Genomic DNA, 26,246 nt, shown 5'->3' with positions numbered 1-26,246 from the left:
GGGAGGAACCTCGAGCCGGCCAGGACGGGGCACGACTGGCCGGGCCGGACCTCACACCACGATGTTCACCAGCTTCGGAGCGCGCACGATCACCTTGCGTACGGTCTGACCGTCGATGAGCTGCTGCACCCGCTGCTCGGCCATCACCATCGACTCCAGCTCGAACTCGGAGATCTCCGGATCCACCTCCAGCTTGTGGCGAACCTTGCCCTTGATCTGCACCACGCAGGTGACGGCATCGGCCTTGACCAGCTGCGGATCGGCCACCGGGTACGGCTCACGGGCCAGGGACCGCTCGTGGCCCAGCTTCGACCACAGCTCCTCGGCCAGGTGCGGGGCGAACGGTGCGGTCATCAGCACCAGTGGCTCCAGCGCCTCCCGGGGGGTGCTGCCGGAGGCTCCGGCGTCCTTGGTCAGGTGGTTGACCAGCTCGATCAGCTTGGATATCGCGGTGTTGAACTGCATCTCGGCCATGTCGCGACTGACACCGTCGATGGTGCGGTGCACCGCCTTGGCGGTGGCGGCCTGCGCCGGCTCCTCGCCGATCCGCAGCTCGCCGGTCTCCTCGTCGACCACCAGGCGCCACAGGCGCTGCAGGAAGCGCTGGGAGCCCACCACGGCGCGGGTCTCCCAGGGGCGGGACAGGTCCAGCGGCCCCATCGACATCTCGTACACGCGCAGGGTGTCGGCTCCGTACTCGGCGTACATGTCATCGGGTGCCACCGAGTTCTTCAGCGACTTGCCCATCTTCCCGTACTCCTGGGTGACCTGCTCGCCCCGGTGGGTGAAGGTGCCGTCGGCCTCCGTCACCACCTCCTCCGCCGGGACGTACACGCCGCGGGCATCGGTGTAGGCGTAAGCCTGGATGTAGCCCTGGTTGAACAGGCGGTGGAACGGCTCCTGGCTGGAGACGTCCCCGCGGTCGAACAGCACCTTGTGCCAGAACCGCGCGTACAGCAGGTGCAGCACGGCGTGCTCCACGCCGCCCACGTACAGGTCCACACCGCCCACGCCGCCCGGGGTGCGCGGGCCCAGCCAGTACTGCTCGTTGACCGGGTCCACCAGCTGCTCGGAGTCGGTGGGGTCGATGTAGCGCAGCTCGTACCAGCTGGACCCGGCCCAGTTGGGCATGGTGTTGGTCTCGCGTCGGTAGCGGCGCGGACCCTCACCCAGGTCCAGCTCCACCTCCACCCAGTCCCCGGCCCGGGACAGCGGGGTCTGCGGCTCGGTGTCGGCGTCGGTGGGGTCGAAGGTGCGCGGCGAGAAGTCGGTGACCTCCGGCAGCTCGATCGGCAGCATCGACTCCGGCAGCGCGATCGGCACCTCCGGCTGCTCCAGGTCGTACACGATCGGGAAGGGCTCACCCCAGTAGCGCTGGCGGGAGAACAGCCAGTCGCGCAGGCGGTAGGTGGTGCGGGCGGTGCCGAAGCCCTTCTGCGTGACGTACGCGGTGGCGCGGTCCTTCGCCTCGTCCTTGTCCAGGCCGTTGAGGTCGATCTCGGCGTTGGCGGAGTTGATCTTCACGCCGTCCCCGGTCCACGCCCCGCCGGCGAAGTCCTCCGGCGGCTGCACGGTGCGGATCACCGGCAGGTCGTAGGCGGTGGCGAAGTCGAAGTCACGCTCGTCCTCCGCGGGCACCGCCATGATCGCGCCGGTGCCGTAGCCCATCAGCACGTAGTCCGCGGTGAACACCGGCAGCGTGCGGCCGTCCATCGGGTTGACCGCCGTCAGCCCGGTGAACACTCCCGTCTTGGCGCGGCCCTCCCCGGTGCGCTCCTCCTCGCCGGTGGCCGCGGCGCGCGCCTGGTACGCCGCAACGGCCTCACGCGGGGAAGCGGCGCCGTCGGTCCAGCTCGCCGGGACGTCCGGCGGCCAGGCGGCGGGCAGGGCGCCCACGTCCGCCAGCAGCGGGTGCTCGGGGGACAGCACGCAGAAGGTGGCACCGAACAGGGTGTCGGCCCGGGTGGTGAACACCTCGAAGGTGGGGGAGTCGCCGTCGACCGCATCGGGAGCGCCGCTCGGGCCGGAGGTGCCCTCCAGTCCATTCACGGGGAAGGCGATCTGCGCGCCGTGGCTGCGGCCGATCCAGTTGCGCTGCATGGAGCGCACCGACTCCGGCCAGTCCATCCGGTCCAGGTCGTCGATCAGGCGGTCGGCGTAGGCGGTGATGCGCATGTTCCACTGCCGCAGGCGGCGCTTGAACACCGGGAAGTTGCCGCGCTCGGAGCGGCCCTCGGCGGTGACCTCCTCATTGGCCAGCACCGTGCCCAGACCGGGGCACCAGTTCACCGGGGTGTCGGAGACGTAGGCCAGGCGGAAGGCGCCGACCAGCTCCTCCAGCTCCACCTCGCTCGCCTCGGCGGGGGAGCGGCCCGTCCACCCCGACGGCAGCTCGATGTTCAGCCGATCGGCCAGCGCGACCGGATCGATGGCACCGGAGCGCAGGCCCTCCCGCAGCTCGGAGACAGGGCGAGCACGGCCCACGATCCCGTCGGCGTTCTCGGCGTCCGGGTCGTACCAGGAGTCGAAGATCCGCAGGAAGATCCACTGCGTCCACTTCATGAACTCCGGGTCCGTGGTCGCGAAGGAGCGACGCGGGTCGTGGGACAGCCCCAGGCGGTGCAGCTGCCGGGCCATCGTGGCCACGTTCTCCTCGGTGGTGATGCGCGGATGCGTGCCGGTGGCGATCGCGTACTGCTCCGCGGGCAGTCCGAAGGCGTCGTACCCCATCGTGTACAGCACGTTGCGACCCAGCATGCGCTGGTGGCGGGCCACCACGTCGGTGGCGATGTAGCCCAGGGGGTGACCCACGTGCAGGCCCTTGCCCGAGGGGTACGGGAACATGTCCATGATGAAGGTCTTCTCGGGCAGGTCCGCAGGGTCCGTGCCGTCCGAGAGCGGGCCCACCGGGTTGACGGCGGCGAAGGTGCCCTCCGCGTCCCAGCGCTGCTGCCAGTGCTGCTCGATGCTGTCCGCCATGGCGGCGGTGTAGCGGTGCGGTGCCTCGGTCATGGTGATGCGTCCGTCCTTCAGCAAGTGGTCGATTCCTCCGCCGGGCGGCTCCCGGCATGAAAAAACCCCCGCACAGGCGAGGGGAGCCGCGTCGATGACCGCCCAGGGCGGACCTGATCCGACGCGGCTACGGAAGGAGCAACCGGATGTCCATGGGCTCAGTGTACGCGCGCCCCGGACGACATGCGGAACCCGGTCGAGGGGTGGAACGCGGCGCGCCGCGGGGGGAGCGAGCCCAGCGCGGGCGGGAAAGCTGGCCCGGAGCAGGGCGGGCGGAGCGGGCCCCAGAGCAGAGACGCCCCGGCCGACCCTGTGGCGGCCGACCGGGGCGCCACCTGGTACCGGTGCTCAGCTGTCCTTCGGCAGCTTGAAGTTCGGGTCGGGCTCTCCGAAGCCCTCCGGCAGAGCGATCGGGCAGAACTGCTGCATGGTGGGGTCGACGTACTGCTGGGCCTCCTGGACCAGGTTCTCCGGGGTGTCGGAGCCCTGGTTGAGGCTGCCCTGCATGGTGAACATGGCGTCCCACAGCTTGGTGCCCACCGGCAGCGGCGGGCGCGACAGCGCCACCTCCATCAGCTCCACGAAGAAGCGGATGTCCTGGCTCCAGCCCTCCGGATCAGCCACCGTCTCCAGGTTGGTGGGGATGCGGCTGATCTGCGGCATCATGATCTTCTGCCCCTCGTAGCCGGCATAGAACTTGAAGAAATCCCAGGCGGCCTTGGACATGCTCGACCCCTTCGGCATGGTCAGCGCGAAGCCACCGGCCCAGGTGAATGGGTCGCCGCCCTCCTCGGGGACCGGGAGGTGGGTGACCGCGTACTCCATGTCGGGCTTGTAGTCGGCCTGCGACTGCACGCCCCAGGGGCCGGAGATCTGGAACAGCTGCCGGTCCGAGAAGAAGGAGGTCTGGGTGGGCGGCGCGTTCGGCGGCTGGTAGGTCGCCTTGAACGCATCCAGTCGGGGGAAGTCCAGTCGTTCCACCCACCCGCGGTACATGGTGGCCACGTCCAGCATCTGCGGGCTGTCCAGCAGCACCCGGCAGTTCTGGTTGTCGAAGAACTCCACGCCGTTGGCCATCGCCCACATCAGCAGGGAAGCCTGATCGTCCCAGGGGATCCAGGTGACCCGCTCATAGGTTCCGCGATCGTCCTGGACGCTGAACTGCTCCTCGATCTCCCACAGCTGGTCGTAGCTCATGGGGCCGTTGTTCGGATCCAGCAGGGCCAGATCGATGCCGGCCTCCTTGGCCAGACCCATGTTGACGTACAGACCGCGGGTGTCGGTGTCCATCGGCAGGCCGAAGTACTGCCCGTCGTAGAACAGCTCGTCGGTCGCGAACTTGACCCACCCGGCCATGAACTCCTCGACGCTGACGTCCTCGTACTCCTCGATGAGCGGGTCGATCGGTTCGAGCAGCCCCAGCGAGGCGAACTGGGCGCCGTTGAAGCGGTCCATGAAGTAGACGTCCGGCCCGGTGCGACCGCGCACGGCGGTGATGACGCTGGAGGCGTCGCCCTGACCGTTGGACGGCACCTGGGAGACCTGGACCGTGATGTCCGGGTTCTGCTCGGTGAAGGCCTCGATGATCTGGGCCTCCACGTCGGCGTCGGAGGCCCAGATGCCCCAGACGCGCACGACGTTCGGGTCGCGGTCCTCTCCGACGGGACGGTTGGTGCAGCCGACGATCGAGCCTCCGGCGACGGAGACGGTCGCACCGGCGCCCAGGGCCCTCAGCAGGGTTCGACGATCGATCACTTGAAACCTCCGAGGGTGATGCCACTGATGAAGTAGCGCTGGAACGCGAAGAACAGGATCACCAGCGGCAGCAGCACCAGGAACGATGCCGCCATCAGCAGGTTGAACTGGATGTCCTGCGAGTTCACGGAACGGAACACCTGCATACCGATGGAGAGCGTCTGCTTGGACTGGTCCTGCAGGTAGATCAGCGGCCCCATGAAGTCGTTCCACGTGCCCACCGCAGAGAAGATGGCGATGACGGTGATCGCCGGACGGGCCGTGGGGAACACGATCCGCCACGCGATCGACCACTCGCTGGCGCCGTCGACACGGGCCGCATCGAGCATGTCGCGCGGGGTCTGCAGCATGAACTGCCGCAGCAGGAAGGTGAAGAACCCTCCGGCGAACAGGGCGGGTGCGATCAGCGGTACCCAGGTGTTGACGAAGCCGAGCCCCGCCCACATGTCGAACATGGGGATCAGGGTCACCGGGAACGGCAGGAACAGCGTGGCCAGCACGATGAAGAACACCTTGTTGCGGCCGGGCCAGTCGATGCAGGCAAACCCGTAGGCGACGATGAAGTTCGAGACCACGCTGAGCACCACCACGCTGATGGTGATGATCACGGTGTTGCGGAAGAACAGCCAGAACGGCATCACGGTGACGGCATCGGCGAAGTTCTGCCACCGCAGCTCGGTGGGGAACAGGGTGGGTGGGAACTGGGCGAGCTCCTCCGGCGTCTTCAACGCGGAGATCAGCATCCAGTACAGCGGCAGCGAGAACAGTGCCAGCACCACGATCATGATGATGCGGGAGACCCACGCGCTGACCGGGCCCGGCCGGGAGCCGTCGGGATTGCGCCCGTAGTTCGAGCGGGACTTGAGCTTGATGCCGGTGTCGAGCGCACGCGATCCGGCGCTCATCTGATTGATGGCCATGATGTACCCCTCTTCCTCAGCCGGCCGACACGTCGTAGTTCACGAACCGGCGGGAGAGCCAGTAGATGAGCCCTGCCAGCAGCATGCCGAACAGGAACAGGAGCACCGCAAGGGCAGAGGCATAGCCCAGCTGACCGTAGGAGAAGGCGTTGCGGTACAGGTACAGCATGTAGAACAGGGTCGAGTTGTCCGGACCGCCGTTGGTCATGATGTAGGCCTCGGTGAACACCATCATGGCGCCGGAGACTCCCGTGATCAGGTTGAACAGGATCGTGGGGGTCAGCAGCGGGATGGTGATCGAGAGGAACTGCCGGAACCGGGAGGCGCCGTCGATGCGGGCGGCCTCATAAAGGGTCTCGGGGATGTTCCGCAGGCCCGCCAGGTAGATGAGCGCCGCATTGCCGGCACCCAGCTGCGCCATGATGATCATGACCAGCTTCGCGTACCGCGGCTCGCCCAGCAGGTTGGTGTCCGGCATCCCGAACAGGCCCAGGAACTGGTTGACGATGCCGAACTGGGGGTTCACGAACACGATGAAGATGAACGACATCGCGAACATCGGGATCAGCGAGGGCAGGTACAGCAGGGTGCGGTACAGCGCCACCTCCCGCACATTGCGGTTCATGGCCAAAGCCAGCAGCAGGGCGATGACCAGCCCCAGAGGCACGGCGATCGCCATGTAGTACGCCGTGTTGCCCACGGCGGTCCGCACCAGCGGATCCGCAATGGCGCTCACGTAGTTCTGCAGGCCGATGAAGGTGGGGGTCTGCATCCCGGAGTACTGGGTCAGGCTGATCACGAAGGAGTAGATCAGGGGGTAGATCACGAAGACCAGGACGCCGATGATCCACGGTGAGATGAACAGCAGGCCCATCCGGAGGTTCCGCTTCTCGCGTCCGCTGAGCTTCGTGCGTCCTCGTGTGCGGGTCCCGTCCGGGTCGGGGGCGCGTGGGCCGGCCTGAGGTGTGATCCCCGCTGATGGCCCCGCCCCGGGTGCCCCCGTTCCCGGAGTCCCCCCGGTGGTGGCGCTCGCGCTCATGGCGCTCCTTTCCGTTCGTCGCCGCGCCATCGTCGGCGCGGACCTGCGGAGACGGTGGGCTGGCGCCCGCGCGGCCACCCGAAGAGGAGGGGGACCGCGCCGTCCCGTGTGAGGTACGTTACTCACACTGATGGACTTAATCAACAACACGCCGACACCCGTCCGAAACAGCCGGCCATGCGGAGGCGCGGGGTCGCATAGCGCGAGGGACGGAGGAGCGATGCGGGGTTCGTCGATGACGGACATCGGCGCATACAACGAGAAGCTCGTGCTGCAGATGATCCGTGAGGCCCCGGAGGGGATCGGACAGGCCGAGGTGGTTCGCCGCAGCAACCTCTCCCGGCAGGCCGTCTCGCTGATCACCCGCCGGCTGCTCGCCGAGGGGCTGGTGGAGACGGCGGGACGACAGGTCAGCGGTCGCGGGAAGCCGACCACGCTGCTGCGCGTGGTGGCCGACTCGCGGCTTGCGATCGGGGTGCACCTGGATCCCGCCTACGTGTCCGTGGTGGTGTGCGATCTGCTGGCACGCCCGCTGGCCGGCACCCGGCTCCCCGCGCCCTCCGCCGATCCAGCGCAGGACATCCGGCAGATCGGGGAGGCCATCGACCAGCTGGCGGCCCGCATCGACGCGGTGCGGCCGCCGCAGCAGCCAGGGCAGGGCAGGAACGGCCGCCGGCTGCTGCTCGGCGTGGGGATCGCGGCCCCGGCCGCGCTGGATTCGACCACCGGCGTCGTGATCGATCCCCCGTGGATCCCGGGCTGGCGGAACGTCGCCGTGGTCGATGCCCTGCAGGCGGCCACCGGGTTGCCCTGCCTGTTGGACAAGGACACCAACGCCGTTCTCACGGGCGAGATCTGGACCGAGCACCTGCCCTCCGATGAGACGGTGCTGTACATCTACGTGGGCCACGGGGTGGGCTCCGCCGTGAGCGGGGGGAGGCAGGTGCATCGCGGCGGCACCACCCAGGCGGGGGAGATCGGGCACCTGCCCATCGGCCGCGCCGATTGTCGGTGCACCTGCGGAAGGCACGGGTGCCTGAGCCTCTACACCGACGCCCTGCCGCTCATGGAGCGGGCTCGCGAGGCAGGCGTGCACCTGCCTGCCGATACTCCTGTCCCGCACGCGATGGAGGCCATCGGAAAGAGCGCAGGTGCCGGGCATCCGGGGGCCTGCTCCGTGATCCGTGAGCACGGTGCCGCTCTCGGGGAGGCGCTCCAGATCCTGGTGGGCATCCACGACCCCGACCGCATCATCGTGGGTGGCCCGACCTGGATGCACCTGCGCGAGCACGGGATGCCGCCGATCCGGGAGGCACTGGCCGAGTGGAGGCAGCAGGGGAGAGCGGAGCCCGACAGCTCGCGGCTCGGCAACGAGGCCGGTGCGGTGGGGGCGGCCAGCCTGTTCCTGGACCAGGAGCTGGCCCCGGAGACACCCACCGCCGCGGCAGGGCAGCCCGTGGGGCGTCCCGTCGCGGCGGTGTGAGGGTGCGGGTGAGCCGCCGACCGGCCCGCCCGCCGGCTCTCAGGCGACGGCGTTCTCGCTGGTCCACCAGGAGTTGAACGTGGCTGGTCAGGCCCCCAGGGCGACGGCCAGCACCATCAGCACCACCACGGTGCCGACGGTGGTCACCAGCACCGTGTCCCGGGCGAGGTTCTCGGCGGCCTCGTAGCGAGCCGCAGCCACGAACACGTTCTGCGCGGTGGGCAGTGCGGCCATCACCACCACCTCGTACAGATCCTGCCCCCGCAGGCCCAGCGCGGCGCCGATCCCCAGGGCGATCAGCGGCATCACCACGAGCTTGGTGGTCGAGGACGCCGCGATCAGGCCCCGGTAGCCGTCGTCCCGGGCGAAGGGGCGAGAGCCGTGCAGCGACAGCCCGTAGGCCAGCAGCATGGCCGGGATCGCCATGTCCGCGAGGGAGCGCACCGGCTGCAGCGCCACCTCCGGCAGCTGGACCCCCGCTGCCGAGAGCGCCAGTCCCACGGCCGAGGCGATGATCGTGGGATTGGCCAGGATGGTGCGCGCCACCCCGGCCGGGCCCGGTCGGCGCTCCTGGGTGAGGGAATGCAGCACGAACAGGTACAGCGGGGTGTACACCGCCTGCTGGAACAGGATCACCGGGATCGCGTGCGAGATGTCCCCCAGCACGTAGAGGGCGATCGGGAAGCCCATGTTCGCGCCGTTGACCACCGATCCGCTGATCGCCGCGACCACCAGGTCCACACCCCGCCGGGAGGTCAGCACCCGCAGTGCGACCAGCAGCACGGCGCCTGTGCTCAGGCCCGCGAGGGCCGCCACCAGCATGGGGGTCGACAGCACCTCGGTGGGCTCGGACTGCAGCAGCCCCACCAGCACCAGTGCAGGAGAGGCCAGGAAGAAGGTGGTGCGGTTCAGCACGTACCGCGCGTGCGGGCCCAGCACGCCGGTGCGGGCCGTCAGCCAGCCCACCCCGATCAGGGCCCAGACGATGAAGAAGCCGCTGAGGACGCCCGACACGGTTCAGATCCCCGAGCGGGCCTGCATCAGCGGCTGGCGACCTGGCCCGGCATGCCGGGCACGGGCTGAGCGGGATCGTTGCCGATCTGCACGATGCGGTTCTCGCCGTCCACGTGCACCACGGTGGGCTGGTGGCTGCGCGCCTCGGCGTCCTCGAACATGCCGTAGGCGATGATGATCACCAGATCCCCTGGCTTCACCAGGTGGGCGGCCGCACCGTTGATGCTGATCTGGCCGGATCCGCGCTCGCCGGTGATGGCGTAGGTCTCCAGGCGCGAGCCGTTGGTGATGTCCACGATGGAGACCTGCTCGTTCTCCAGGATCCCGGCGGCCTCCAGCAGGTCGGCGTCGATCGTCACCGACCCCACGTAGTGGAGGTCGGCCTGGGTGACGGTGGCCCGGTGGATCTTGGAGGTCATCATTGTGCGCAGCATCGTCCCCAGTCTCGCATGCGCGATGATGGGTACCGCCCCACCGTCAGGAGAATCACGATGCCCAAGGCACGCCGCCGATCGGCCCACCGTTCCCAGCGTTTCGAGGACATGGCCCTGCCCGAGGAAGTGCTCGGTGTCCTCACCGAGCAGGGGCTGGACCGTGCCTTCGAGATTCAGGAGGCGATCCTGCCCGATGCCCTCGCCGGCCGCGACGTGCTGGCCCGCGCGGAGACCGGCTCCGGCAAGACCCTCGCCTTCACCCTGGCGATGACCTCCCGCTTCCGGGGCCGCAAGGTCCACCGGCGCCGTCCCCTCGGGGTGGTGCTGGTGCCCACCCGTGAACTGGCCGTGCAGGTGGTGGACACCATCCACCCCTTCGCCCGGGCACTGGGGATCAGGGCCCAGCTGGTGGCCGGCGGGATGAGCATCGAGAAGCAGGCCGATGCGGTGGCCCGGGGGGTGGAGATCATCGTGGCGACCCCGGGCCGGCTGATCGATCTGGCCGAGCGCGGCGCCCTGATGCTAGACCGTGTGGAGACCACCGTGATCGACGAGGCCGACCACATGGCCGACCTCGGCTTCCTGCCGCAGGTGCGGGACATCCTGGCCGCTGTCCCCATGGGCACCCAGAAGATGCTGTTCTCCGCCACCCTCGACGGTCAGGTGGAGGAGATCGTGGATGCCTTCCTGGTGGATCCGGTCTCCCACGAGACCGTGCCGGTGGCGGCGGCGGTGGCCACCATGCAGCACCACGTGCTGGCCATCGATCCCTCTGCCAAGCGCGAGGTCACCGCGCGGTTGGCCGCGCGGCGGGGCCGCACGCTGCTGTTCACCCGCACTCAGCTGGGGGCCGAGCGCGTGGCCCGGGAACTGGTGGAGGTGGGCATCGCGGCAGCCGCCCTCCACGGCAGCAAGCAGCAGGGGCTGCGCACCAATGTGCTCGCCGGCTTCCGACAGGGAGCCTTCCCCGTGCTGGTGGCCACCGACGTGGCCGCCCGTGGCCTGCACATCGACGACGTCACCATGGTGGTGCACGTGGATCCGGCCGACGACGTCAAGGAGTACGTGCACCGCTCCGGTCGCACCGCCCGGGCGGGTGCGGAGGGCACCGTGGTCACCCTCGCCCTGCCTCATCAGGTGGCAAAGACCCGCTCCGTGGTCGAGGGCGCCAAGGTGGAGCCTGGCTGGGACGAGGTCGCGGACGCCGAGGCCCCGGTGCTGGTCGCGCTCGGCGGGTGCCGTCCCTCCGGGGAGCCGGTCGAGGACCCGGCCATGACGAAGTACAAGGGCGCGCCCCGCAAGCTCGACCTGACCCGCGGTGGCCGCCGCGCCGGTGCCGACGCCTCCCGTGCCGAGGAGCGCAGGGCCAATGAGGAGCGTCGCGCCTCCTGGGAGGAGGATCCCGCATCGCGTCCCGGGGCGGCGCCCCGCGCTGCCGCTCCGGCCGCGGTAGAGGGAAGGGATCGCGATGAGCATCAGTTTGTTCGACCTGTTCAAGATCGGCATCGGGCCCTCCAGCTCCCATACGGTGGGTCCGATGCGGGCCGCGGCGATGTTCGCCAGCCAGGTGCTCGAGGACCAGCAGGTGGCCCCGCGCCTCGCCGACGTGGCCGGGCACCTGTACGGCTCTCTCGCCGCCACCACCCACGGTCACGGCACGCTCGATGCCGTGGTCATGGGCCTGGAGGGTGCGGACCCCGAGACGGTGGACCCGGTGGCGGGTCGGGAACGGGTGGCCACGATCGAACGGGAGGGCGGGCTGCTGCTGGACGGCCGGGTGCCGGTCTCCCTGCGTCCCAGCAGCATCGTGCTGCACCCCCTGACCTTTCTGCCCCAGCACTCCAACGGCATGACCTTCATCGCGCTGGACGCCGACGGTGAGGAGCTGCTGCGACGCCCCATGTTCTCGGTGGGCGGCGGCTTCGTGGTCGACGAGGCCGACATGGACCAGTCGATGGCGGACGTCGCCTCCGAGGAGCAGGGCAGTGCCATCTTCACCACCGGCGCCGAGCTGCTGCGGGTGTGCGAGGAGCGCGGCATCTCGATCTCCGAGGCGATGCTGATGCGGGAGCGGCAGTGGCGCAGCGACGAGGAGATCCGCACCGGGGCACTGGAGATCTGGCGCACCATGAGCGGGTGCATCGAGCGGGGCGTGAGCACGCACGGCGTGCTGCCCGGCGGCCTCGAGGTCAAGCGCCGCGCGGCGTCCTGGTACGAGTCGCTCAGCGCCGAGGACCCGGTCAAACTGCCCATGAACGCCTTCGAGTGGGTGTCCCTGGCCGCGCTGGCCGTCAACGAGGAGAACGCCGCCGGTGGCCGCGTGGTCACCGCCCCCACCAACGGTGCCGCCGGCATCATCCCGGCGGTGATGCACTTCGCCACCACGTACATCGAGGGTGTGGACCCGGACGAGATCGCGGTGCGGTTCCTGCTGACCGCCGGCGCGATCGGCTCGCTGTACAAGGAGCACGCCTCCATCTCGGGTGCCGAGGTGGGCTGCCAGGGCGAGGTGGGATCGGCCTGCTCGATGGCGGCCGCGGCCCTGTGCGAGGCGATGGGCGGCAAGCCCGCCCAGGTGGAGAACGCCGCGGAGATCGCCATGGAGCACAACCTCGGCCTGACCTGCGACCCGGTGGCGGGCCTGGTGCAGGTCCCGTGCATCGAGCGCAATGCCATGGCCGCCGTCAAGGCGATCACCGCCGCCCGCTTCGCACTGCGCGGCACGGGGGAGCACTTCGTGTCCCTGGACACGGTCATCGAGACCATGCGCCAGACCGGAAAGGACATGAACGAGCGCTACAAGGAGACGGCCATGGGCGGCCTGGCCGTCACCGCGGTGCCGGTCAGTCGCCCGGACTGCTGAGCAGCACCACCTCGCGGGGTACCGCGGCCGCACCCAGCCGGTCCCGCACCAGGGAGCGCAGCTCCTGGCCCGTCGGCACGGCGGCCTCGCCCGGTGAGGGCGTGACCTCGGCGACGGTGCGCGCCCCGAAGCGCTCGTCCTCCACCACCCGCAGGCGCACTGCCGCCACGCCTGGATGCGAGACCAGCAGGCGGGCCACCGCCCGCGGGTCGTGCAGCATCCCCCCGGAGGAGACGGCGCCGTCGGCCCGGCCGGTCACCCGTACCCGGCCCTGCTTATCGAGGTGCCCGCGGTCGGTCACCAGCTCCTTGCCCCCGGTGAAGGGGGTGCGCACGATCAGCAGACCGTCCTGCTCGCGGATCCGAACCCCGGCCAGCGGCCGCCCGTCCACGGCGATCGGACCGGTCTCCGTGGTGCCGTACACGTCGTGCACCCGCGCCCGTAAGTGTCGGGCCAGATCCGCGCGCAGCGCCGCGGGCAGCACGTCGGAGCCGGAGATCACCCGGGGGATCTGCAGGGGACGCCCGCGGGCATGCTCCTGATCAGCGGCGAGGACGTCCGCCAGGTGCACGGGGACACCGGTCAGCAGCTGGGGGCGCTCGCGGTGGAGCAGCTGCACGCGCTGGGCCGGGCGCAGGTGGCTCAGGTCCACCAGAGGGGAGCCCAGCACCAGTGCCCCCAGACCCACCAGCAGGCCATGGCCGTGCACGCCCGGGGCGGCGCTGGCGATGCTGGCGCCGCCGCGCAGCCCGATCCGACGGGCCAGGTCCCTCAGGGTGCGCAGCTGGGCCGCCGAGAGCGGTCCCCGGCGCTGCAGGTGGGGAGGGCCGGTGCTGCCGCTGGACCGCATCTCCAGCTCGTCGCCGGCGGTGAGCGCAGTCGCCAGGACCTGCCGCAGCGGAGCGTCGGGGGGCAGCTCGGCCACCTGCGGCGGGCAGCGCGGCACGGACCGTGCGGAGGTGGCCGTGCGGCCGCGGTGCATCAGCGCGGTGATCCCGTCGAGGTCGCGTGCCGTCAGCTCTCCCTTGGCGTCGGTGAGGACCACCCGGCGGGGCTGCAGACGGGCCCGCAGGCGCAGGGCGGTGCGGGCCTGGAGGATCCTCATGACCGACGCTCCGGAGCCCGGTGTCGCAGCGAGCGGAACGGGCGGGCCGATCGGTCGCGGCGGAGCAGCCGGGCGACCCAGCCCTGGCCCCTGCCGGCCAGATGAGCGGAGCGCGCCGGTGCGGCCTGGGACACCACGGCCCCGATCCGCGCCCACCACGGCGAGATCAGGCTGCGATCGCCGTCCAGGGCCCGCAGCACCATCGCCGCTGCCTGCTCGGGGCTGAGGGCGGTCCGAGGATCGGAGCCGTAGGTGGGGGCGGCCATCGCGGTGGCCACCAGTGGCATCTCCACCACGCAGATGCCCACGCCGCGGGCGGAGGCCTCCGGGCGCAGGGCCCGCAGCCAGGTGTCCAGCCCGCTCTTGGTGGCCGCGTAGGCGGCCCAGCCCGGGGTGGGGATGCGGGTGGTCGCGCTGGTGACGGCCACCACCCGGCCTCTTCCACGGGCGCACATCGGCTCCAGCAGCGCCAGGATCAGCGTGGCCGGGCCCAAAAGGTTGGTGCCGGCCAGGCGCACCAGGTCATGGGGCCGCCCGAAGGTCTCGCTGAGGCCGCGATGGATCGAGTGCCCGGCCAGCGCGATCACCGCCTCGGGCACACCGTCCTGCAGGATCGCTGCCGCCATGTGTGAGACCGCCTCCTGGTCGCGCAGGTCGCAGGCATGGACGGTGGCGGTCCCGCCGGCCTCGCGCACCCGCGCCGCCAGGGCCTGCAGGCGTGCCTCGTCGCGGGCCGAGAGGACGAGGTGCTTACCGCGCCGGGCGAGGGCCAGGGCCAGGGCGGTGCCGATGCCGCCGGTGGCACCGGTGAGGACGATCATGCGATCAGTCCACCACACCGGGGAGGGCTCGTGGGTGCGCCGCGCCTCACCAGGAGCCGCGGCGGTACGGGCCCGGGTACAGCGAGCCGTCGCGCACCCCGAGCCCGTGGGCGGCGCGCTGCGGCCAGGCAGGCTCGCGCATCGCCACGCGCCCCAGTGCCACCGCGTCCGCGTCGCCGCGCTCGAGGATCTGCTGCGCTCCGTGGGGGTCCGTGATCAGTCCGACGGCGGCCACGGGGATGTCCGTGGCCTCGCGGATCGACCGGGCGAACCCCACCTGGTACTCGGCCTTGACCGCGATGTCGGCGATCACGGCACCACCGGTGGAGACGTGCAGGGCATCCACCCCGATCCGGGACAGGGCGCAGGCCAGCTCGATGGAATGCCGGGTGTGCCAGCCGCCGTCGATCCAGTCCGTGGCGCTGATCCGCACGATCAGCGGCTTGTGCGCGGGCCACACCTGCCGGACGGCCTCGGCGATCTCCAGGGCGAGCCGCCTGCGCCCCGCGTCGTCGCCGCCGTACTCGTCGCTGCGGGTGTTGACCAGGGGGGAGAGGAACTCGTGCACCAGGTACCCGTGGGCGAAGTGCAGCTCCACGGCGTCGAAGCCGGCCTGTTCAGCGCGGCGGGCGGCAGTCACGAAGTCGTCGATCAGAGCGGTGATCCCGGCCCGATCCAGGACCTCGGGCGGGTCGAGGCCGGGGAACGGCTCGTCGGTGGGGCCCACCGTGCGCCAGCCTCCGGCGAGCTCGGGGATCGTGCCGTGGCGGCCGGCGTAGCGGGGCAGGGACGGCCAGGTCGAGGCCTTGCGGCCCGCGTGGGCGAGCTGCACCGCGACCTTCGCTCCCTGTGCCTGGCAGAAGGAGACGATGCGGGACCAGGAGTGCATCTGGTCGTCGTTCCACAGGCCGGTGTCCTGCGGCGAGATGCGGCCCTGCGGGCACACGGCCGTGGCCTCGGTGATCAGCAGTCCGAATCCGCCGGCGGCACGGGCACCCAGGTGCATCAGGTGCCAGTCGGTGGGGATCCCGTCCTTGGCCTCGACCGAGTACTGGCACATGGGGGCCAGCCAGATGCGGTTGCGGATCTTCAGCTCCCGCAGGGACATCGGGGTGAACAGGGCCGGGGTGACATCGGCGGGCGGAGCACTGCGCGGAAGCTCGGCCTCCGTCGCCCTCGATGCCGGGGGAGTGCTGCGCACCGGAGGGCGGCGCGCGGGGCCGACGGGAGCGAGTTCAGGGACCATGGTCCCTCTACGGTAGCGCGTCACCTGGGTCGCAATGCCCGTTCTGAGACCTCTCGGGACGCTCTGGGGGTGCCCCTTGCCGACGCGGTGCAAGCTTGCTAGCTTTCTCGCATGTCAGCACCGTCGGACTCATCACCGACCCCGTCCAAGGTCCAGTTCAACGTCTATCTGCCGCAGGAACTCGTGATCGCCGTCAAGCACCGTGCGATCGACGAGTCCTCGAGTCTGAGCGACCTCGTGCGCCGAGCGCTCACCCAGTACCTCGACCATCCCCACGATGCTCGCCCCCACTGCACCGAGGAGCCCCGATGACCGCCCAGCACCCCACCGCTGCCTTCACCGTGTACCCCCTGCGCTTCACCGACGACGCCCCCGCCATGATCGCCTTCCTGCGCACCCTCGGCATGGCGCCGGTGGTGACCACCGAGGGCGGCACTTTCGCCGAGATGGTCGCCGGCGGCGGGGGTCGCGTCATGGTCCACACCGCCGAGCACGCCGAGACCGCAGCACCCGCGGGGGAGACCCAGCTGTGCCTGTCCGTCGTGGACACCGATGCCGCCGCAGCCCAGCTGCGCGACCGGGGGCTCGAGGTGCGCGTGTGGGACGAGACCTACGGGCGCCAGGGCGCCGTGCGCGGTCCCCGCGGTGAGGACATCGCCATCAACGAGCAGCAGCGGGACCTGTACGGCTACCTCGGGCATGGTGGGGCGGACGCCCAGGTGGACGATCGCCTGTCCGTCACCGCCGTCCGGGTCAGTGCCGAGGGTCCTGACCGCGACCGGGATGTCGACTTCTTCGCCGCGCTCGGCTTCGCGCCTGCCGGTGCGGGCGACCAGTGGTGGCAGGCGCTGTCCGCCCCGGGCGCGGGCACGATCGGCCTGCACGCCCCCGGTGGGGAGGACGACCGCGTCTCGCGCCCCTCCGGTACCGAGTTCGGGGACATCGCCCTGGTGCGCCTGGGATTCGAGACCGCCGAGGACCTCGATGCGCTTGCCGCCCGGCTGCGGGACGCCGGCCACGACGCCCGGGTGGTGGAGGACGAGGTGCGGTCCGTCCACGTCACCGACCCCGACGGGAAGCATCTGGAGATCCATCCGCGAACCTGACCGCGCCGACCCGGCGATCGCACGGCGGATCCGGCTCTGTGTCTCAGGTCTCAGTGCGATAGCGTGGGCGCGTTCACCAACGCCCACCGCCGCGGGACCATCCTGCGGGATCCAGACGCAGCAGGAGAGCCAGATGTCCGACGCCCCCACCGGTGCCGACGCCACGCCCCAGGAGCAGGAGGAGCAGGCGGTCTACCCGCCGCCCTCGGAGTTCGTCGAGCACGCCGTGGCCCGCCCCTCCCTGTACGGTGAGGCCGAGCGCGACCGCCTGGCCTTCTGGCGCTCCCGTGCCTCGGTGCTGAGCTGGAAGACCCCGTTCACCCATACCCTGGACTGGTCGAACCCGCCGTTCGCGAAGTGGTTCGCCGACGGCACCCTGAACGCCTGCTACAACTGCGTGGACCGCCATGTGGAGGCCGGCCACGGCGAGCAGGTGGCGCTGCTGGCGGAGTACGAGGACGGCAGCGATGCCCGCTACACCTACGCCCAGCTGCGCGAGGAGGTCTCCCGCATGGCCAACGTGCTGGGCGATCTGGGCGTGCGCACCGGGGACCGGGTGGCGATCTACCTGCCCATGGTCCCCGAGGCTGTCATCGCCATGCTGGCCTGCGCCCGCATCGGTGCCCCCCACTCGGTGGTGTTCGGCGGGTTCTCCTCCGACGCACTGCGCTCGCGCATCGAGGATGCCGAGGCGACCGCGGTGATCACTGCCGACGGTCAGTTCCGCCGCGGCAAGGCCCTGCCCCTGAAGAGCGCTGTGGACGAGGCCCTCGCCAAGGGCGGGGATTCCGTCCAGAAGGTGCTGGTGGTGCGCCGCACCGGCGGCGAGGTGGAGTGGACCGAGGGGCGCGACGTGTGGTGGCACGAGGCGCGCGAGAGCGCCTCCACCGATCACGAGCCCGTGTGGGTGGAGGCCGAGCACCCGCTGTTCATCCTCTACACCTCCGGCACCACCGGTAAGCCCAAGGGGATCGTGCACACCACCGGCGGCTACCTCACCCAGGCCGCCTACACCCACCGCGCGGTGTTCGACCTCAAGCCCTCCAGCGACGTCTACTGGTGCACGGCGGACGTCGGCTGGGTCACCGGCCACACCTACGTGGTGTACGGGCCGCTGGCCAACCGGGCCACCCAGGTGATCTACGAGGGCACCCCGGACACCCCTCACCAGGGCCGCTGGTGGGAGGTGGTGGAGAAGTACAAGGTCACCCTGTTCTACTCCTCGCCCACGGCGATCCGCACCGCCATGAAGTGGGGCGAGGAGATCCCGGGCCGCTTCGACCTGTCCAGCCTGCGCCTGCTGGGCAGCGTGGGCGAGTCCATCAACCCCGAGGCGTGGCGCTGGTACCACCGGGTGATCGGCGGGGGGCGCTGCCCCATCGTGGACACCTGGTGGCAGACCGAGACCGGTGCCATCATGATCTCCCCGCTGCCCGGGGTCACCTCCGCCAAGCCCGGCGCCGCCCAGGTGCCGCTGCCGGGCATCCGGGCCGACGTCCTCAACGACGCCGGGGACCCGGTGGCCGACGGCGATGCCGGCTACCTGGTGCTCACCGAGCCGTGGCCGGCGATGCTGCGCGGCATCTGGGGTGACGACCAGCGCTTCAAGGACACCTACTGGTCACGGTTCCCGGGCCGCTACTTCGCCGGTGACGGTGCCAAGAAGGATGAGGACGGCGACATCTGGCTGCTGGGCCGGGTGGACGACGTCATGAACGTCTCCGGGCACCGCCTGTCCACCACCGAGATCGAATCGGCCCTGGTGGCCCACGACTGGGTGGCCGAGGCCGCGGTGGTCGGTGCCAGCGACGAGACCACCGGGCAGGCCGTGGTGGCCTTCGTGATCCTGCGCGAGGAGGCGCTGGAGGAGGTCGAGGCCGCCGGCGGTGCGGAGAAGGCCGCCGAGGCCCTGCGCCTGCACGTGGGCCGGGAGATCGGGCCGATCGCCAAGCCCAAGAAGGTGCTGCTGGTGACCGAGCTTCCCAAGACCCGCTCCGGCAAGATCATGCGCCGACTGCTGCGCGACGTCGCCGAGAACCGTCAGGTGGGGGACACCCAGACCCTGGCGGACTCCTCGGTGATGGACCTCATCCAGCAGGGGTTCACCGGGAGACGCTGATATCACCGAGGCTGGTGGTGATCGACACGGTGCCGATCACCTCACCCTCGCCCGTCAAGAACGCCGGGTCCACGTCCACCGTTCCCGCGTCGGAGCCGGCCCGGACCACGCGCCGTGCGGTGCCGGGGGCGGTCATGGACACCTCTCCCACATCGTTGGTGACGGTCACGTCCCCCTCCGCGTCCAGGGGCAGCGCGATGTCCACGTCCCCGAGACTGGAGGTCACCGTGATCCCCCCGGGCACGGACGCGACGGGAGCGAGCTCCACCGAGCCCACATCGGCCTGCACGGTGATCCCCCCGGGGGCGTCGACGCTGCTCAGGCGCACGTCACCGACGTCGGAGGTCGCGGAGATCGAGGCGAACTCGCCGGCGGCGTCGATCCCGCCCACGTCGGCGCGCAGGTCCACCGCCATGCGGTGCCCCTCGGGCACCAGCACGAGCAGGTCGCGGTGCTCGTCGAGCAGGCCGCCGAAGCGGTTCATGCCGGGCTGGCTGACGGTCACTCGCGGGCCCTGGGCCGAGCCCTCGACCGCGACGCGGGCACGAGCGGTCTCCTCGGGGCCGGGCAGGTCGGTGCTGCCGGGATCGACCAGGGCCAGGGTCACCTGATCCACGTCAGGGGAGGCGGCCAGGCGGACGTCGGCCACGCGGGTGCTGAGAGCAAGCGACGGCGGTGTCCCCAGCTCATGGGTGGCTGCCACCTCGCCGAAGCCGCGGTTGATGGCCCAGGACGTCACGGACACCCCGGCCAGGGCCAGCAGTGCCAGGACCAGGAGGGCGGCGGCCACCGCCGTGGAGACGGTGCGCCAGGCGCGACCACCGCCGGGGGAGGGCGTGAGGCGCCGGGCCGGCTCGGTCCGCACCCGCGGGGACGGTGCACGGTCGAGCTTGGTGAGCAGGGACGAGATGTGCTTCTCGACGCTGCCGGCGGGGACGAACAGCGCATCGGCGATCGCCTGGTTGGAGCGTCCCTGCGCCATCAGCGCCAGCACCTCGCGCTCGCGGGGGCTGAGGGTCTCGAGGGTGCGGCGCCGACGGGAGCGCACGAAGATCTGCTGGACCACCTCCGGGTCCAGCCAGGTGCCGCCGGAGCCGACCGTCTCCACCACCCCCAGGAAGTCCTCGACGTCGGCCACGCGGTCCTTGAGCACGTAGCCCAGTCCGCGGGGGGAGTCGGCGATCAGCTCGGAGGCGTAGCGCTCCTCGACGTACTGGGAGAGCACCAGCAGCGCCGCCTCGGGGTCCTGCTGGCGCATCAGGGTGGCCGCACGCACGCCCTCGTCGGTGAAGGTGGGGGGCATGCGCACGTCGATCACCGCCAGGTCCGGCCGGTGCGCGCTGACGGCGCTCAGCAGCGCGGTGCCGTCCCCCACCGCGGCGACCACCTCATGGCCTGCATCCGTCAGCAGCCGTTCGAGGCCGGCGCGCAGCAGCACGGCGTCGTCGGCGATCACGATCCTCATCGGAGGGCCTCCTGGGTGGGGGTGGGGGCGTCCGTCGACGGCGCCCGGGCGGGTTCATGGTCGGACTGCTCGCCGGTGCCGAGCCCGGGGCGGGCGTCCAGGGGATCACGGCCCGCAGGACGGTACCGGTGCCGGTGGGGGGATCGGTCAGCTCCAGACGGCCACCGGTGGCTCGCACCCGGTCGGTGAGCCCCGCCAGGCCGGTGGAGACGCCGTCACGGTGCACCCGGGCTCCGCCGCGGCCGTCGTCCTCGATGCGCACCAGCAGGGTTCCTGCCTGTTCGGTGAGGGAGACCGCGGCCCGCGTGGCGTCGGCGTGCTTGGTGATGTTGGTCAGCGCCTCGGCCACCACGAAGTACGCGACGGCCTCGCGCTCGCGGTCCAGGCGGGTCTGCAGCTCGATGCTCAGGTCCACCGGGACGGAGGAGCGGGCCGCGAGGGCGGACAGCGCCGCGTCCAGTCCGCGGTCCTCGAGCACCGCGGGGTGGATGCCGCGGGCGAGCTGGCGCAGGTCCGCCATGATCCCCTTGGCCTCCGCATGGGCGTGGGAGACCAGGTCGGTGGCGCGCTGCGGATCGGTGGCGATCGCGCTCCTGGCCATGCCCAGGGTCATCGCCATCGCCACCAGGCGCGGCTGGACGCCGTCGTGCAGGTCCCGCTCGATCCGTGCACGCTCCTGAGCGGCGGCGTCGACCGCGCCCTGACGGCGGTGGGTCAGCTCGACCACCTGCTCGCGCAGGTCCTCCTCGGAGCCGGAGATCATCACCCGGGCCAGGCCCCTGTCCGCCAGGGCGCCCACCACGGCGGCGAGAGCACCGAGCACCAGGGCGGTCAGGGAGATCAGCACCAGCGCCCAGGCGGGCACGGTGATGGTGCCCAGGGTGAGGGTGCCGTGGACGAGGGCGAGCTCTGCGGCCACCCACCACACCCACAGCAGGGTCAGCAGGCACAGCAGGAAGAACGACGCCGAGAGCATCGCCAGGTGGTGGTGCAGCACCCCCCGCCAGAAAGGGCCGGAGGAGAGGTCCAGCCAGAGGTCGTGCAGCCAGCCGCCCAGCCCGGTGCGGGTGCTGCGGCGCCGGGCGGGGACGATCACGTCGATGCCGTGCACCCCGGCCGCACGATGCTGCTCGTACCGGTTCGCCAGCTGCATCAGCACCGCCCATGGGATCAGCAGCAGCAGGCCGCTGCCGGCGGCGAACAGCGATCCCACGCCGGTCAGGAACAGACTGATGCTGATCCAACCCCAGGTGAGGCCCAGCAGGCCCTCGACGACGACCACGGCCAGGGACGGCAGTCGCAGCCGTGGTCGGTGCACCGGGGCGGTGTCGGCGGTGGTGAGGTCCATGGCACTGACACTAGGCCGCCCGGGGCGCGGTTCCCACGGGGAGGTCCCGTCGAAGCAGTGGGGGAAATCCCCCAGGGGCGGCGGTCCCGTGCGGAGTGCGATTGAATGTGTCCATGAGCAACGATGCGAGCAGCCCCTCCCACGACATCATCGATCCCGCCGCCGACGGCTCCTCCCCCGACGGCGGAGGCCCCGCGGGGATCGACGGCTCCACCGGCCAGGTCGTGGAGCAGGAGGACAAGGTCGCCGGGTCCATCGCCCAGGACGAGGGCCCCACACGGGGCACCCTGCGCGATGTCGCCGACTCCCTGGGTATCTCCAGCGCGGTCGCGCTGCGCGCCCTGCGCGGCACCGACGACATCCGCCCGCTGATGGCCACCCGGGTGCGGGAGGCCGCCGAGCGCCTGAACTTCCCGCTGGAGGAGCTGGCCGACGAGGACTCCCACCACGGCGTGGTGGCCGTGCTGGTCAACACCATGCGCAACACCTGGATCTCGGACCTGGTGCGTGCCATCCGCATCGAGCTGACCGCCACCGGGCGCTCCGCCGTGGTGGTGCCCACCCGCCGCCGCGTGCCCGAGTACCCCGTCGCCGCCGACACCGAGGCCATCGAGTCCCTGGTGCGGCTCGGCGTGGACGGCTTCCTGATGATCTCGGACCTGGCCGACATGGACAGCGTGCTGGAGGCCACCGGGGACCGGCCCTTCGTCGGCATCGGCTGCTCGCGCGACTTCGTGGGGCGCTTCGACACCGTGCGCATCGACGACGAGGTGGGCCAGGGCCTGCTGGTCGACCACCTCGTGGGGCTGGGCCACACCGAGATCGCCCATGTCGGCGGGGTCGGTGCCGAGGTGGCCCGTGAGCGCGCCGATGGCTTCCGCAAGGCCATGGAGCGCCACGGCCTCAGCGAGACGGCGCGCGTCGAGCCCGGCGACTTCACCGAGCAGGTGGGCCACACCGCCGGTTCGATGCTGCTGCGCGGCAGCCGGGTCCCCACTGCCATCACCTGTGCCAACGACCTGACCGCGATCGGGGTGCTCTCCGCCGCCCGGGAGGCAGGGTACGAGGTGCCTGAGCAGCTGGCCGTGGCCGGCTACGGCAACACCTCCCTGGCCGCCTCCGGCATCGCCCAGCTCACCAGTGTGGACCCCAACTCCGATCGGCTCGGTGCGCTGGCCGCTCAGTTCCTGGTGGACCGGGTCTCCGGCCACGTGGGACCCGCCCGTGACGTGGCCGTGGCGCCCTCCATCGTGGTGCGCCGCTCCAGCTCCGCCGGACCCCGCCCCGCCCAGGAGCGCCGCAAGCGCATCTCCGTGGACTGAGGTGTGCCCGCCCACCCTGCGGTGGGTGCACACCCCGGCACGTCCTGCACGACCTGAACTGCCCCTCCCTCCTGCGATAGGCTCCGCTCATGATCAACACCACGAACGACCCGAGCACGCCGCCCACCCAGCGGTCCATCGGCGAGCTCGTCCAGTCCATCCGGGACGAGCTCCTCGGCGTCGTCCACCACGAGATCGACATCGCCAAGAAGGAGTTCACGGCGATCGCGATCAAGGCCGGGATCATCGCGGCCTGCGCCGCGGTGCTGCTGTTCCTGCTGCTCTCGGCCTGGGTGATGCTGCTGTTCTTCGCCGCCACCGGTCTCGAGGCCCTCGGCATGCCCTACTGGGGTGCGTTCCTGCTGATCGCCGGCGTGTTCATCGTGCTGAGCCTGATCGCCGGCCTGGTCGCCTTCCTGGTGTACAAGCGCATCAAGGCGCCCACCACCACGATCGAGACCGCCCAGAGCGCGGTGGGCGCCGTGCAGGGCAAGCGCCGCAGCAACGCCGTCTCCTACGACGACACCTTCGAGGAGCTCTACGGCAAGAAGGTCAGCGCCCGCACCGAGTGAGCTGCGTGCTCCCCGGCACGCCGGGGAGCACGCACGCCCCCATCAGGGCAGTACCCTGGTGCGCGTGAACCTCCAGCTGCACGACACCGCCACCCGCACCACCGCACCCTTCACCCCGGTGCGCGAGGGGGCGGTGTCGCTGTACGTGTGCGGCCCCACCACGCAGGGCGCGCCGCACCTGGGGCACCTGCGCACCTTCCTGGCCTTCGACGTGCTGGTGCGCTGGCTCGAGCGCAGCGGGCTCGCCGTCACCCACGTCCGCAACGTCACCGACATCGACGACAAGATCTTGGCGAAGTCGGCCGAGGCCGGCGCCGAGTGGTGGGCCTGGTCGCTGCGCTTCGAGCGCGAGTTCCAGGACGTGCTGGACCGCCTGGGCAACCGCCGCCCCACCTACGAGCCCCGCGCCACCGGCCACGTGCCCGAGATGATCGAGCTGATGGAACTGCTGATCGAGCGCGGCCACGCCTACGCCGACGGCAACGGCTCGGTGTACTTCGACGTGGCCTCCCATCCCACCTACGGCTCGCTGACCCGGCAGTCCCTCGAGGACATGCAGGACGCCGGTGAGCAGATGGAGCCGGGCAAGCGGGATCGCCGCGACTTCGCCCTGTGGAAGGCAGCCAAGCCGACCGAGCCCGCCACTGCCTCCTGGGACACCCCGTTCGGGCGCGGCAGGCCGGGCTGGCACCTTGAGTGCTCCGCCATGAGCCGCAAGTACCTGGGGGAGACCTTCGACATCCACGCCGGTGGCCTGGACCTGCGCTTCCCGCACCATGAGAACGAGCAGGCCCAGTCCCATGCCGCCGGGTACGGCTTCGCCCGCACCTGGATGCACGCCGGGGTGCTCACCGTTGACGGCCTGAAGATGGGCAAGAGCCTGGACAACTTCGTCACCGCCGCGGATGCCCTGGGCGCCCACCCCACCCCGGCCGTGCGCCTGGCCCTGGTCTCCGGCCACTACCGGGCCACCGTGGAGTACAACGCCACCGCCATGCGCGAGGCCGAGGTGGTCTGGGAGCGCTTCACCGCCACCGCTCGCCGTGCCGCGGAGCGCCTGGGCGCCGAGCACCCCCTGACCCGGGCGGGTGCCGCCGAGGCGGGCCTGGCCGAGGTGGGCTTGCCCGAGGCTTTCACCGCCGCCATGGACGACGACCTCACGGTGCCCGAGGCGCTCGCCGTGATCCACCGCGAGCTCTCCGCCCTGAACACCGCCCTGTCCACCCCCGGCGGCGATGCCGAGCAGGTGGCGCAGGGCCTGGGACGGCTGCGAGCGATGCTGGACGTGCTGGGCCTGGACCCGCTGGGGGAGACCTGGACCGATGCCGGCACCGTCGGGAACAGCGATCACGAGGCGCTGGACGCGCTGGTGCGTACCCAGCTCGCGGCCCGAGCCACCGCCCGCGCCGCCAAGGACTGGGCACGAGCCGACGAGATCCGTGACGCCCTGACGGCGGCGGGGATCCGCGTCGAGGACGGCCCTGACGGCGCCCGCTGGTCGCTCGATAAGCAGAACTGATCGGCCCGCGCGATCGAGGAGGAACGATGGCAGGCAACAGCTCACGCCGCGGCGCCGTGCGCCGCACCAAGAAGGGTGCGACCGTCGGCTCCGGCGGGGTGCGACGGCGCGCACTTGAGGGTAAGGGCCCCACCCCGAAGGCCACCGACCGGCCCGGCCACAAGGCCTTCGCCGGCAAGGCCGGATCGGAGGGCGGCGGGGCGAAGGGAGCGGGCGCCCGCGGGACCGGTGCCGGCCGCGCGAAGGGGCGTCGCGACGGTTCCCGGCCCGGCAGCGACCAGGTGGCCGGCCGCAACTCCGTGCTGGAGGCCCTGCAGGAGGACGTCCCGGCCACCCAGCTCACCGTGATGCAGCGCCTGGACATGGACGAGAGGGTGCGGGAGATCCTGCGCCTGGCCGGGGCGCGCAGTCTGCCCATCGCCGAGGCCTCCCGCACGGATCTGGACCGATTCACCGACCACGCCGTGCACCAGGGCGTCGCCCTGACCATCCCCGCCTACGAGTACGCGGATGTGGACGAGCTGCTGGACATCGCCCGCGATGCCTTCGAGCCTCCGCTGCTGGTGGCGCTGGACGGCATCACCGACCCCCGCAACCTGGGCGCTATCCTGCGCTCGGCCGGCGCTTTCGGTGCCCACGGCGTGATCCTGCCGGAGCGCCGCAGTGCCGGCATGACCGCGAGCGTGTACAAGGTGGCCGCCGGTGCCGCCTCGCGTGTGCGCGTGGCCCAGGTGACCAACCTCAACCGGGCACTGGCCTCCCTCAAGCAGCAGGGAGTGTTCGTGCTGGGCCTGGACGCCGGCGGTGACGTCACCACGCGCGACCTCGAGCTGGGCACGGAGCCGGCCGTGCTGGTGGTGGGCGCCGAGGGCAAGGGCCTGTCCCGCCTCGCGAGGGAGACCAGCGATCAGGTGGTGTCGATCCCCATGGGGGAGGCCACCGAGTCGCTCAACGCGTCCGTCGCCACCGCCATCGCCCTGTACGAGATCGCGGGGGTGCGGCAGGCGAAGGGCCGGGCCTGAGCACGGGCCTGCCGCCCACCGTGCGCACCGGGATCGTCACCCACGGCAGCGCCAGCTGGATCACGGGGCCCAGCCCCAGGG

The 26,246-nt window shown here is 71.2% G+C and carries 19 protein-coding genes and 2 pseudogenes; 10 read left to right on the top strand and 11 right to left on the bottom strand.

Annotated elements, in window-relative coordinates; translation table 11 throughout:
• Positions 1-51: 51 nt before the first annotated feature.
• The 4 genes from leuS to IOE58_RS07355 form a co-directional block, all read right to left on the bottom strand.
• Positions 52-3,012: a leucine--tRNA ligase gene (leuS, locus tag IOE58_RS07370; RefSeq protein ID WP_193865767.1), complete on the bottom strand. Its 2,961-nt coding sequence runs from the start codon at positions 3,010-3,012 to the stop codon at positions 52-54.
• 348 nt (positions 3,013-3,360) lie between these two features.
• A complete protein-coding gene (locus tag IOE58_RS07365) occupies positions 3,361-4,767 on the bottom strand; it encodes an extracellular solute-binding protein (RefSeq protein WP_193865766.1) in 1,407 nt (468 codons plus the stop codon).
• Positions 4,764-5,687: a carbohydrate ABC transporter permease gene (locus tag IOE58_RS07360; RefSeq protein ID WP_193865765.1), complete on the bottom strand. Its 924-nt coding sequence runs from the start codon at positions 5,685-5,687 to the stop codon at positions 4,764-4,766. Before IOE58_RS07360 ends, IOE58_RS07365 begins: the two co-directional genes overlap by 4 nt.
• 16 nt (positions 5,688-5,703) lie before the next feature.
• Entirely contained in the window at positions 5,704-6,561 is an 858-nt protein-coding gene (locus tag IOE58_RS07355; RefSeq protein ID WP_228019259.1) for a carbohydrate ABC transporter permease, read from the bottom strand.
• Between the two features lie 385 nt (positions 6,562-6,946).
• Between IOE58_RS07355 and IOE58_RS07350 the strand changes: the two genes are divergently transcribed.
• Positions 6,947-8,209, top strand: a complete 1,263-nt coding sequence (locus tag IOE58_RS07350) for an ROK family transcriptional regulator (RefSeq protein ID WP_193865763.1) — start codon at positions 6,947-6,949, stop codon at positions 8,207-8,209.
• Positions 8,210-8,296: 87 nt separating this feature from the next.
• Here the strand turns inward: IOE58_RS07350 and IOE58_RS07345 are convergent, their stop codons facing one another.
• Complete coding sequence (locus IOE58_RS07345; protein ID WP_193865762.1) at positions 8,297-9,223, bottom strand: AEC family transporter; 927 nt, start codon at positions 9,221-9,223, stop codon at positions 8,297-8,299.
• Between the two features lie 26 nt (positions 9,224-9,249).
• The gene (gene panD, locus IOE58_RS07340; RefSeq protein ID WP_193865761.1) at positions 9,250-9,657 is read right to left on the bottom strand and encodes an aspartate 1-decarboxylase; all 408 of its coding nucleotides are present in this window, start codon (positions 9,655-9,657) and stop codon (positions 9,250-9,252) included.
• 15 nt (positions 9,658-9,672) lie between these two features.
• On the opposite strand from panD, the pseudogene IOE58_RS07335 reads away from it, so the two are divergent.
• Positions 9,673-10,695: pseudogene (locus IOE58_RS07335) on the top strand (DEAD/DEAH box helicase); the annotation flags it as partial.
• 430 nt (positions 10,696-11,125) lie between these two features.
• A complete protein-coding gene (locus IOE58_RS07330) occupies positions 11,126-12,520 on the top strand; it encodes an L-serine ammonia-lyase (RefSeq protein ID WP_193865760.1) in 1,395 nt (464 codons plus the stop codon).
• Here IOE58_RS07330 and IOE58_RS07325 read toward each other — a convergent pair.
• From IOE58_RS07325 to IOE58_RS07315, 3 genes are read right to left on the bottom strand one after another with little or no spacing between them, the layout of a single operon-like run.
• Positions 12,501-13,625 carry an AMP-binding protein gene (locus IOE58_RS07325; RefSeq protein WP_193865759.1) on the bottom strand — a complete coding sequence of 375 codons (1,125 nt, stop codon included), beginning with the start codon at positions 13,623-13,625 and terminating at the stop codon, positions 12,501-12,503. The two genes, IOE58_RS07330 and IOE58_RS07325, sit on opposite strands and share 20 nt — an antisense overlap.
• Positions 13,622-14,446, bottom strand: coding sequence for an SDR family NAD(P)-dependent oxidoreductase (locus IOE58_RS07320; RefSeq protein ID WP_193865758.1), 825 nt, complete (start codon positions 14,444-14,446; stop codon positions 13,622-13,624). The genes IOE58_RS07325 and IOE58_RS07320 overlap by 4 nt, the downstream gene beginning before the upstream one ends.
• Before the next feature lie 46 nt (positions 14,447-14,492).
• A complete protein-coding gene (locus IOE58_RS07315) occupies positions 14,493-15,554 on the bottom strand; it encodes an NADH:flavin oxidoreductase/NADH oxidase (RefSeq protein WP_193865859.1) in 1,062 nt (353 codons plus the stop codon).
• A 249-nt stretch (positions 15,555-15,803) separates the two neighbouring features.
• Here IOE58_RS07315 and IOE58_RS07310 point away from each other — a divergent pair, with 249 nt between their 5' ends.
• The 3 genes from IOE58_RS07310 (at position 15,804) to acs (ending at position 18,917) form a co-directional block, all read left to right on the top strand.
• A complete protein-coding gene (locus IOE58_RS07310) occupies positions 15,804-16,004 on the top strand; it encodes a ribbon-helix-helix domain-containing protein (protein ID WP_193865757.1) in 201 nt (66 codons plus the stop codon).
• Positions 16,001-16,798 carry a VOC family protein gene (locus tag IOE58_RS07305; protein WP_193865756.1) on the top strand — a complete coding sequence of 266 codons (798 nt, stop codon included), beginning with the start codon at positions 16,001-16,003 and terminating at the stop codon, positions 16,796-16,798. The genes IOE58_RS07310 and IOE58_RS07305 overlap by 4 nt, the downstream gene beginning before the upstream one ends.
• A 133-nt stretch (positions 16,799-16,931) precedes the next feature.
• Positions 16,932-18,917, top strand: a complete 1,986-nt coding sequence (acs, locus tag IOE58_RS07300; RefSeq protein WP_193865755.1) for an acetate--CoA ligase — start codon at positions 16,932-16,934, stop codon at positions 18,915-18,917.
• 886 nt (positions 18,918-19,803) lie between these two features.
• Here acs and IOE58_RS07295 read toward each other — a convergent pair.
• Both IOE58_RS07295 and IOE58_RS07290 read right to left on the bottom strand, forming a co-directional pair.
• Positions 19,804-20,382: pseudogene (locus IOE58_RS07295) on the bottom strand (response regulator); the annotation flags it as partial.
• Positions 20,306-21,730, bottom strand: coding sequence for a sensor histidine kinase (locus IOE58_RS07290; RefSeq protein ID WP_193865754.1), 1,425 nt, complete (start codon positions 21,728-21,730; stop codon positions 20,306-20,308). The pseudogene IOE58_RS07295 and the gene IOE58_RS07290, both read right to left, overlap by 77 nt.
• Positions 21,731-21,843: 113 nt before the next feature.
• Here IOE58_RS07290 and IOE58_RS07285 point away from each other — a divergent pair, with 113 nt between their 5' ends.
• The 4 genes from IOE58_RS07285 (at position 21,844) to rlmB (ending at position 26,165) form a co-directional block, all read left to right on the top strand.
• Positions 21,844-23,052: a LacI family DNA-binding transcriptional regulator gene (locus IOE58_RS07285; RefSeq protein ID WP_193865753.1), complete on the top strand. Its 1,209-nt coding sequence runs from the start codon at positions 21,844-21,846 to the stop codon at positions 23,050-23,052.
• Between the two features lie 89 nt (positions 23,053-23,141).
• Positions 23,142-23,624, top strand: coding sequence for a phage holin family protein (locus tag IOE58_RS07280; RefSeq protein WP_193865752.1), 483 nt, complete (start codon positions 23,142-23,144; stop codon positions 23,622-23,624).
• 64 nt (positions 23,625-23,688) lie between these two features.
• A complete protein-coding gene (cysS, locus tag IOE58_RS07275) occupies positions 23,689-25,143 on the top strand; it encodes a cysteine--tRNA ligase (RefSeq protein WP_193865751.1) in 1,455 nt (484 codons plus the stop codon).
• A gap of 26 nt (positions 25,144-25,169) precedes the next feature.
• A complete protein-coding gene (rlmB, locus tag IOE58_RS07270; RefSeq protein ID WP_193865750.1) occupies positions 25,170-26,165 on the top strand; it encodes a 23S rRNA (guanosine(2251)-2'-O)-methyltransferase RlmB in 996 nt (331 codons plus the stop codon).
• The last annotated feature ends 81 nt before the right edge of the window (positions 26,166-26,246 follow it).

Source organism: Brachybacterium epidermidis (assembly GCF_015209585.1).
Classification (GTDB): Bacteria; Actinomycetota; Actinomycetes; order Actinomycetales; family Dermabacteraceae; genus Brachybacterium; species Brachybacterium epidermidis.
This window is presented reverse-complemented; position numbering and strand designations above follow the sequence as displayed.

Coding starts and splice junctions, on each gene's coding strand:
- leuS (WP_193865767.1), bottom strand. CDS start 3,012: ATGACCGAGGCACCGCACCGCTACACCGCCGCCATGGCGGACAGCATC.
- IOE58_RS07360 (WP_193865765.1), bottom strand. CDS start 5,687: ATGGCCATCAATCAGATGAGCGCCGGATCGCGTGCGCTCGACACCGGC.
- IOE58_RS07355 (WP_228019259.1), bottom strand. CDS start 6,561: ATGGGCCTGCTGTTCATCTCACCGTGGATCATCGGCGTCCTGGTCTTC.
- IOE58_RS07350 (WP_193865763.1), top strand. CDS start 6,947: ATGCGGGGTTCGTCGATGACGGACATCGGCGCATACAACGAGAAGCTC.
- panD (WP_193865761.1), bottom strand. CDS start 9,657: ATGCTGCGCACAATGATGACCTCCAAGATCCACCGGGCCACCGTCACC.
- IOE58_RS07330 (WP_193865760.1), top strand. CDS start 11,126: ATGAGCATCAGTTTGTTCGACCTGTTCAAGATCGGCATCGGGCCCTCC.
- IOE58_RS07325 (WP_193865759.1), bottom strand. CDS start 13,625: ATGAGGATCCTCCAGGCCCGCACCGCCCTGCGCCTGCGGGCCCGTCTG.
- IOE58_RS07320 (WP_193865758.1), bottom strand. CDS start 14,446: ATGATCGTCCTCACCGGTGCCACCGGCGGCATCGGCACCGCCCTGGCC.
- IOE58_RS07315 (WP_193865859.1), bottom strand. CDS start 15,554: ATGTCCCTGCGGGAGCTGAAGATCCGCAACCGCATCTGGCTGGCCCCC.
- IOE58_RS07310 (WP_193865757.1), top strand. CDS start 15,804: ATGTCAGCACCGTCGGACTCATCACCGACCCCGTCCAAGGTCCAGTTC.
- IOE58_RS07305 (WP_193865756.1), top strand. CDS start 16,001: ATGACCGCCCAGCACCCCACCGCTGCCTTCACCGTGTACCCCCTGCGC.
- acs (WP_193865755.1), top strand. CDS start 16,932: ATGTCCGACGCCCCCACCGGTGCCGACGCCACGCCCCAGGAGCAGGAG.
- IOE58_RS07290 (WP_193865754.1), bottom strand. CDS start 21,730: ATGGACCTCACCACCGCCGACACCGCCCCGGTGCACCGACCACGGCTG.
- IOE58_RS07285 (WP_193865753.1), top strand. CDS start 21,844: ATGAGCAACGATGCGAGCAGCCCCTCCCACGACATCATCGATCCCGCC.
- IOE58_RS07280 (WP_193865752.1), top strand. CDS start 23,142: ATGATCAACACCACGAACGACCCGAGCACGCCGCCCACCCAGCGGTCC.
- rlmB (WP_193865750.1), top strand. CDS start 25,170: ATGGCAGGCAACAGCTCACGCCGCGGCGCCGTGCGCCGCACCAAGAAG.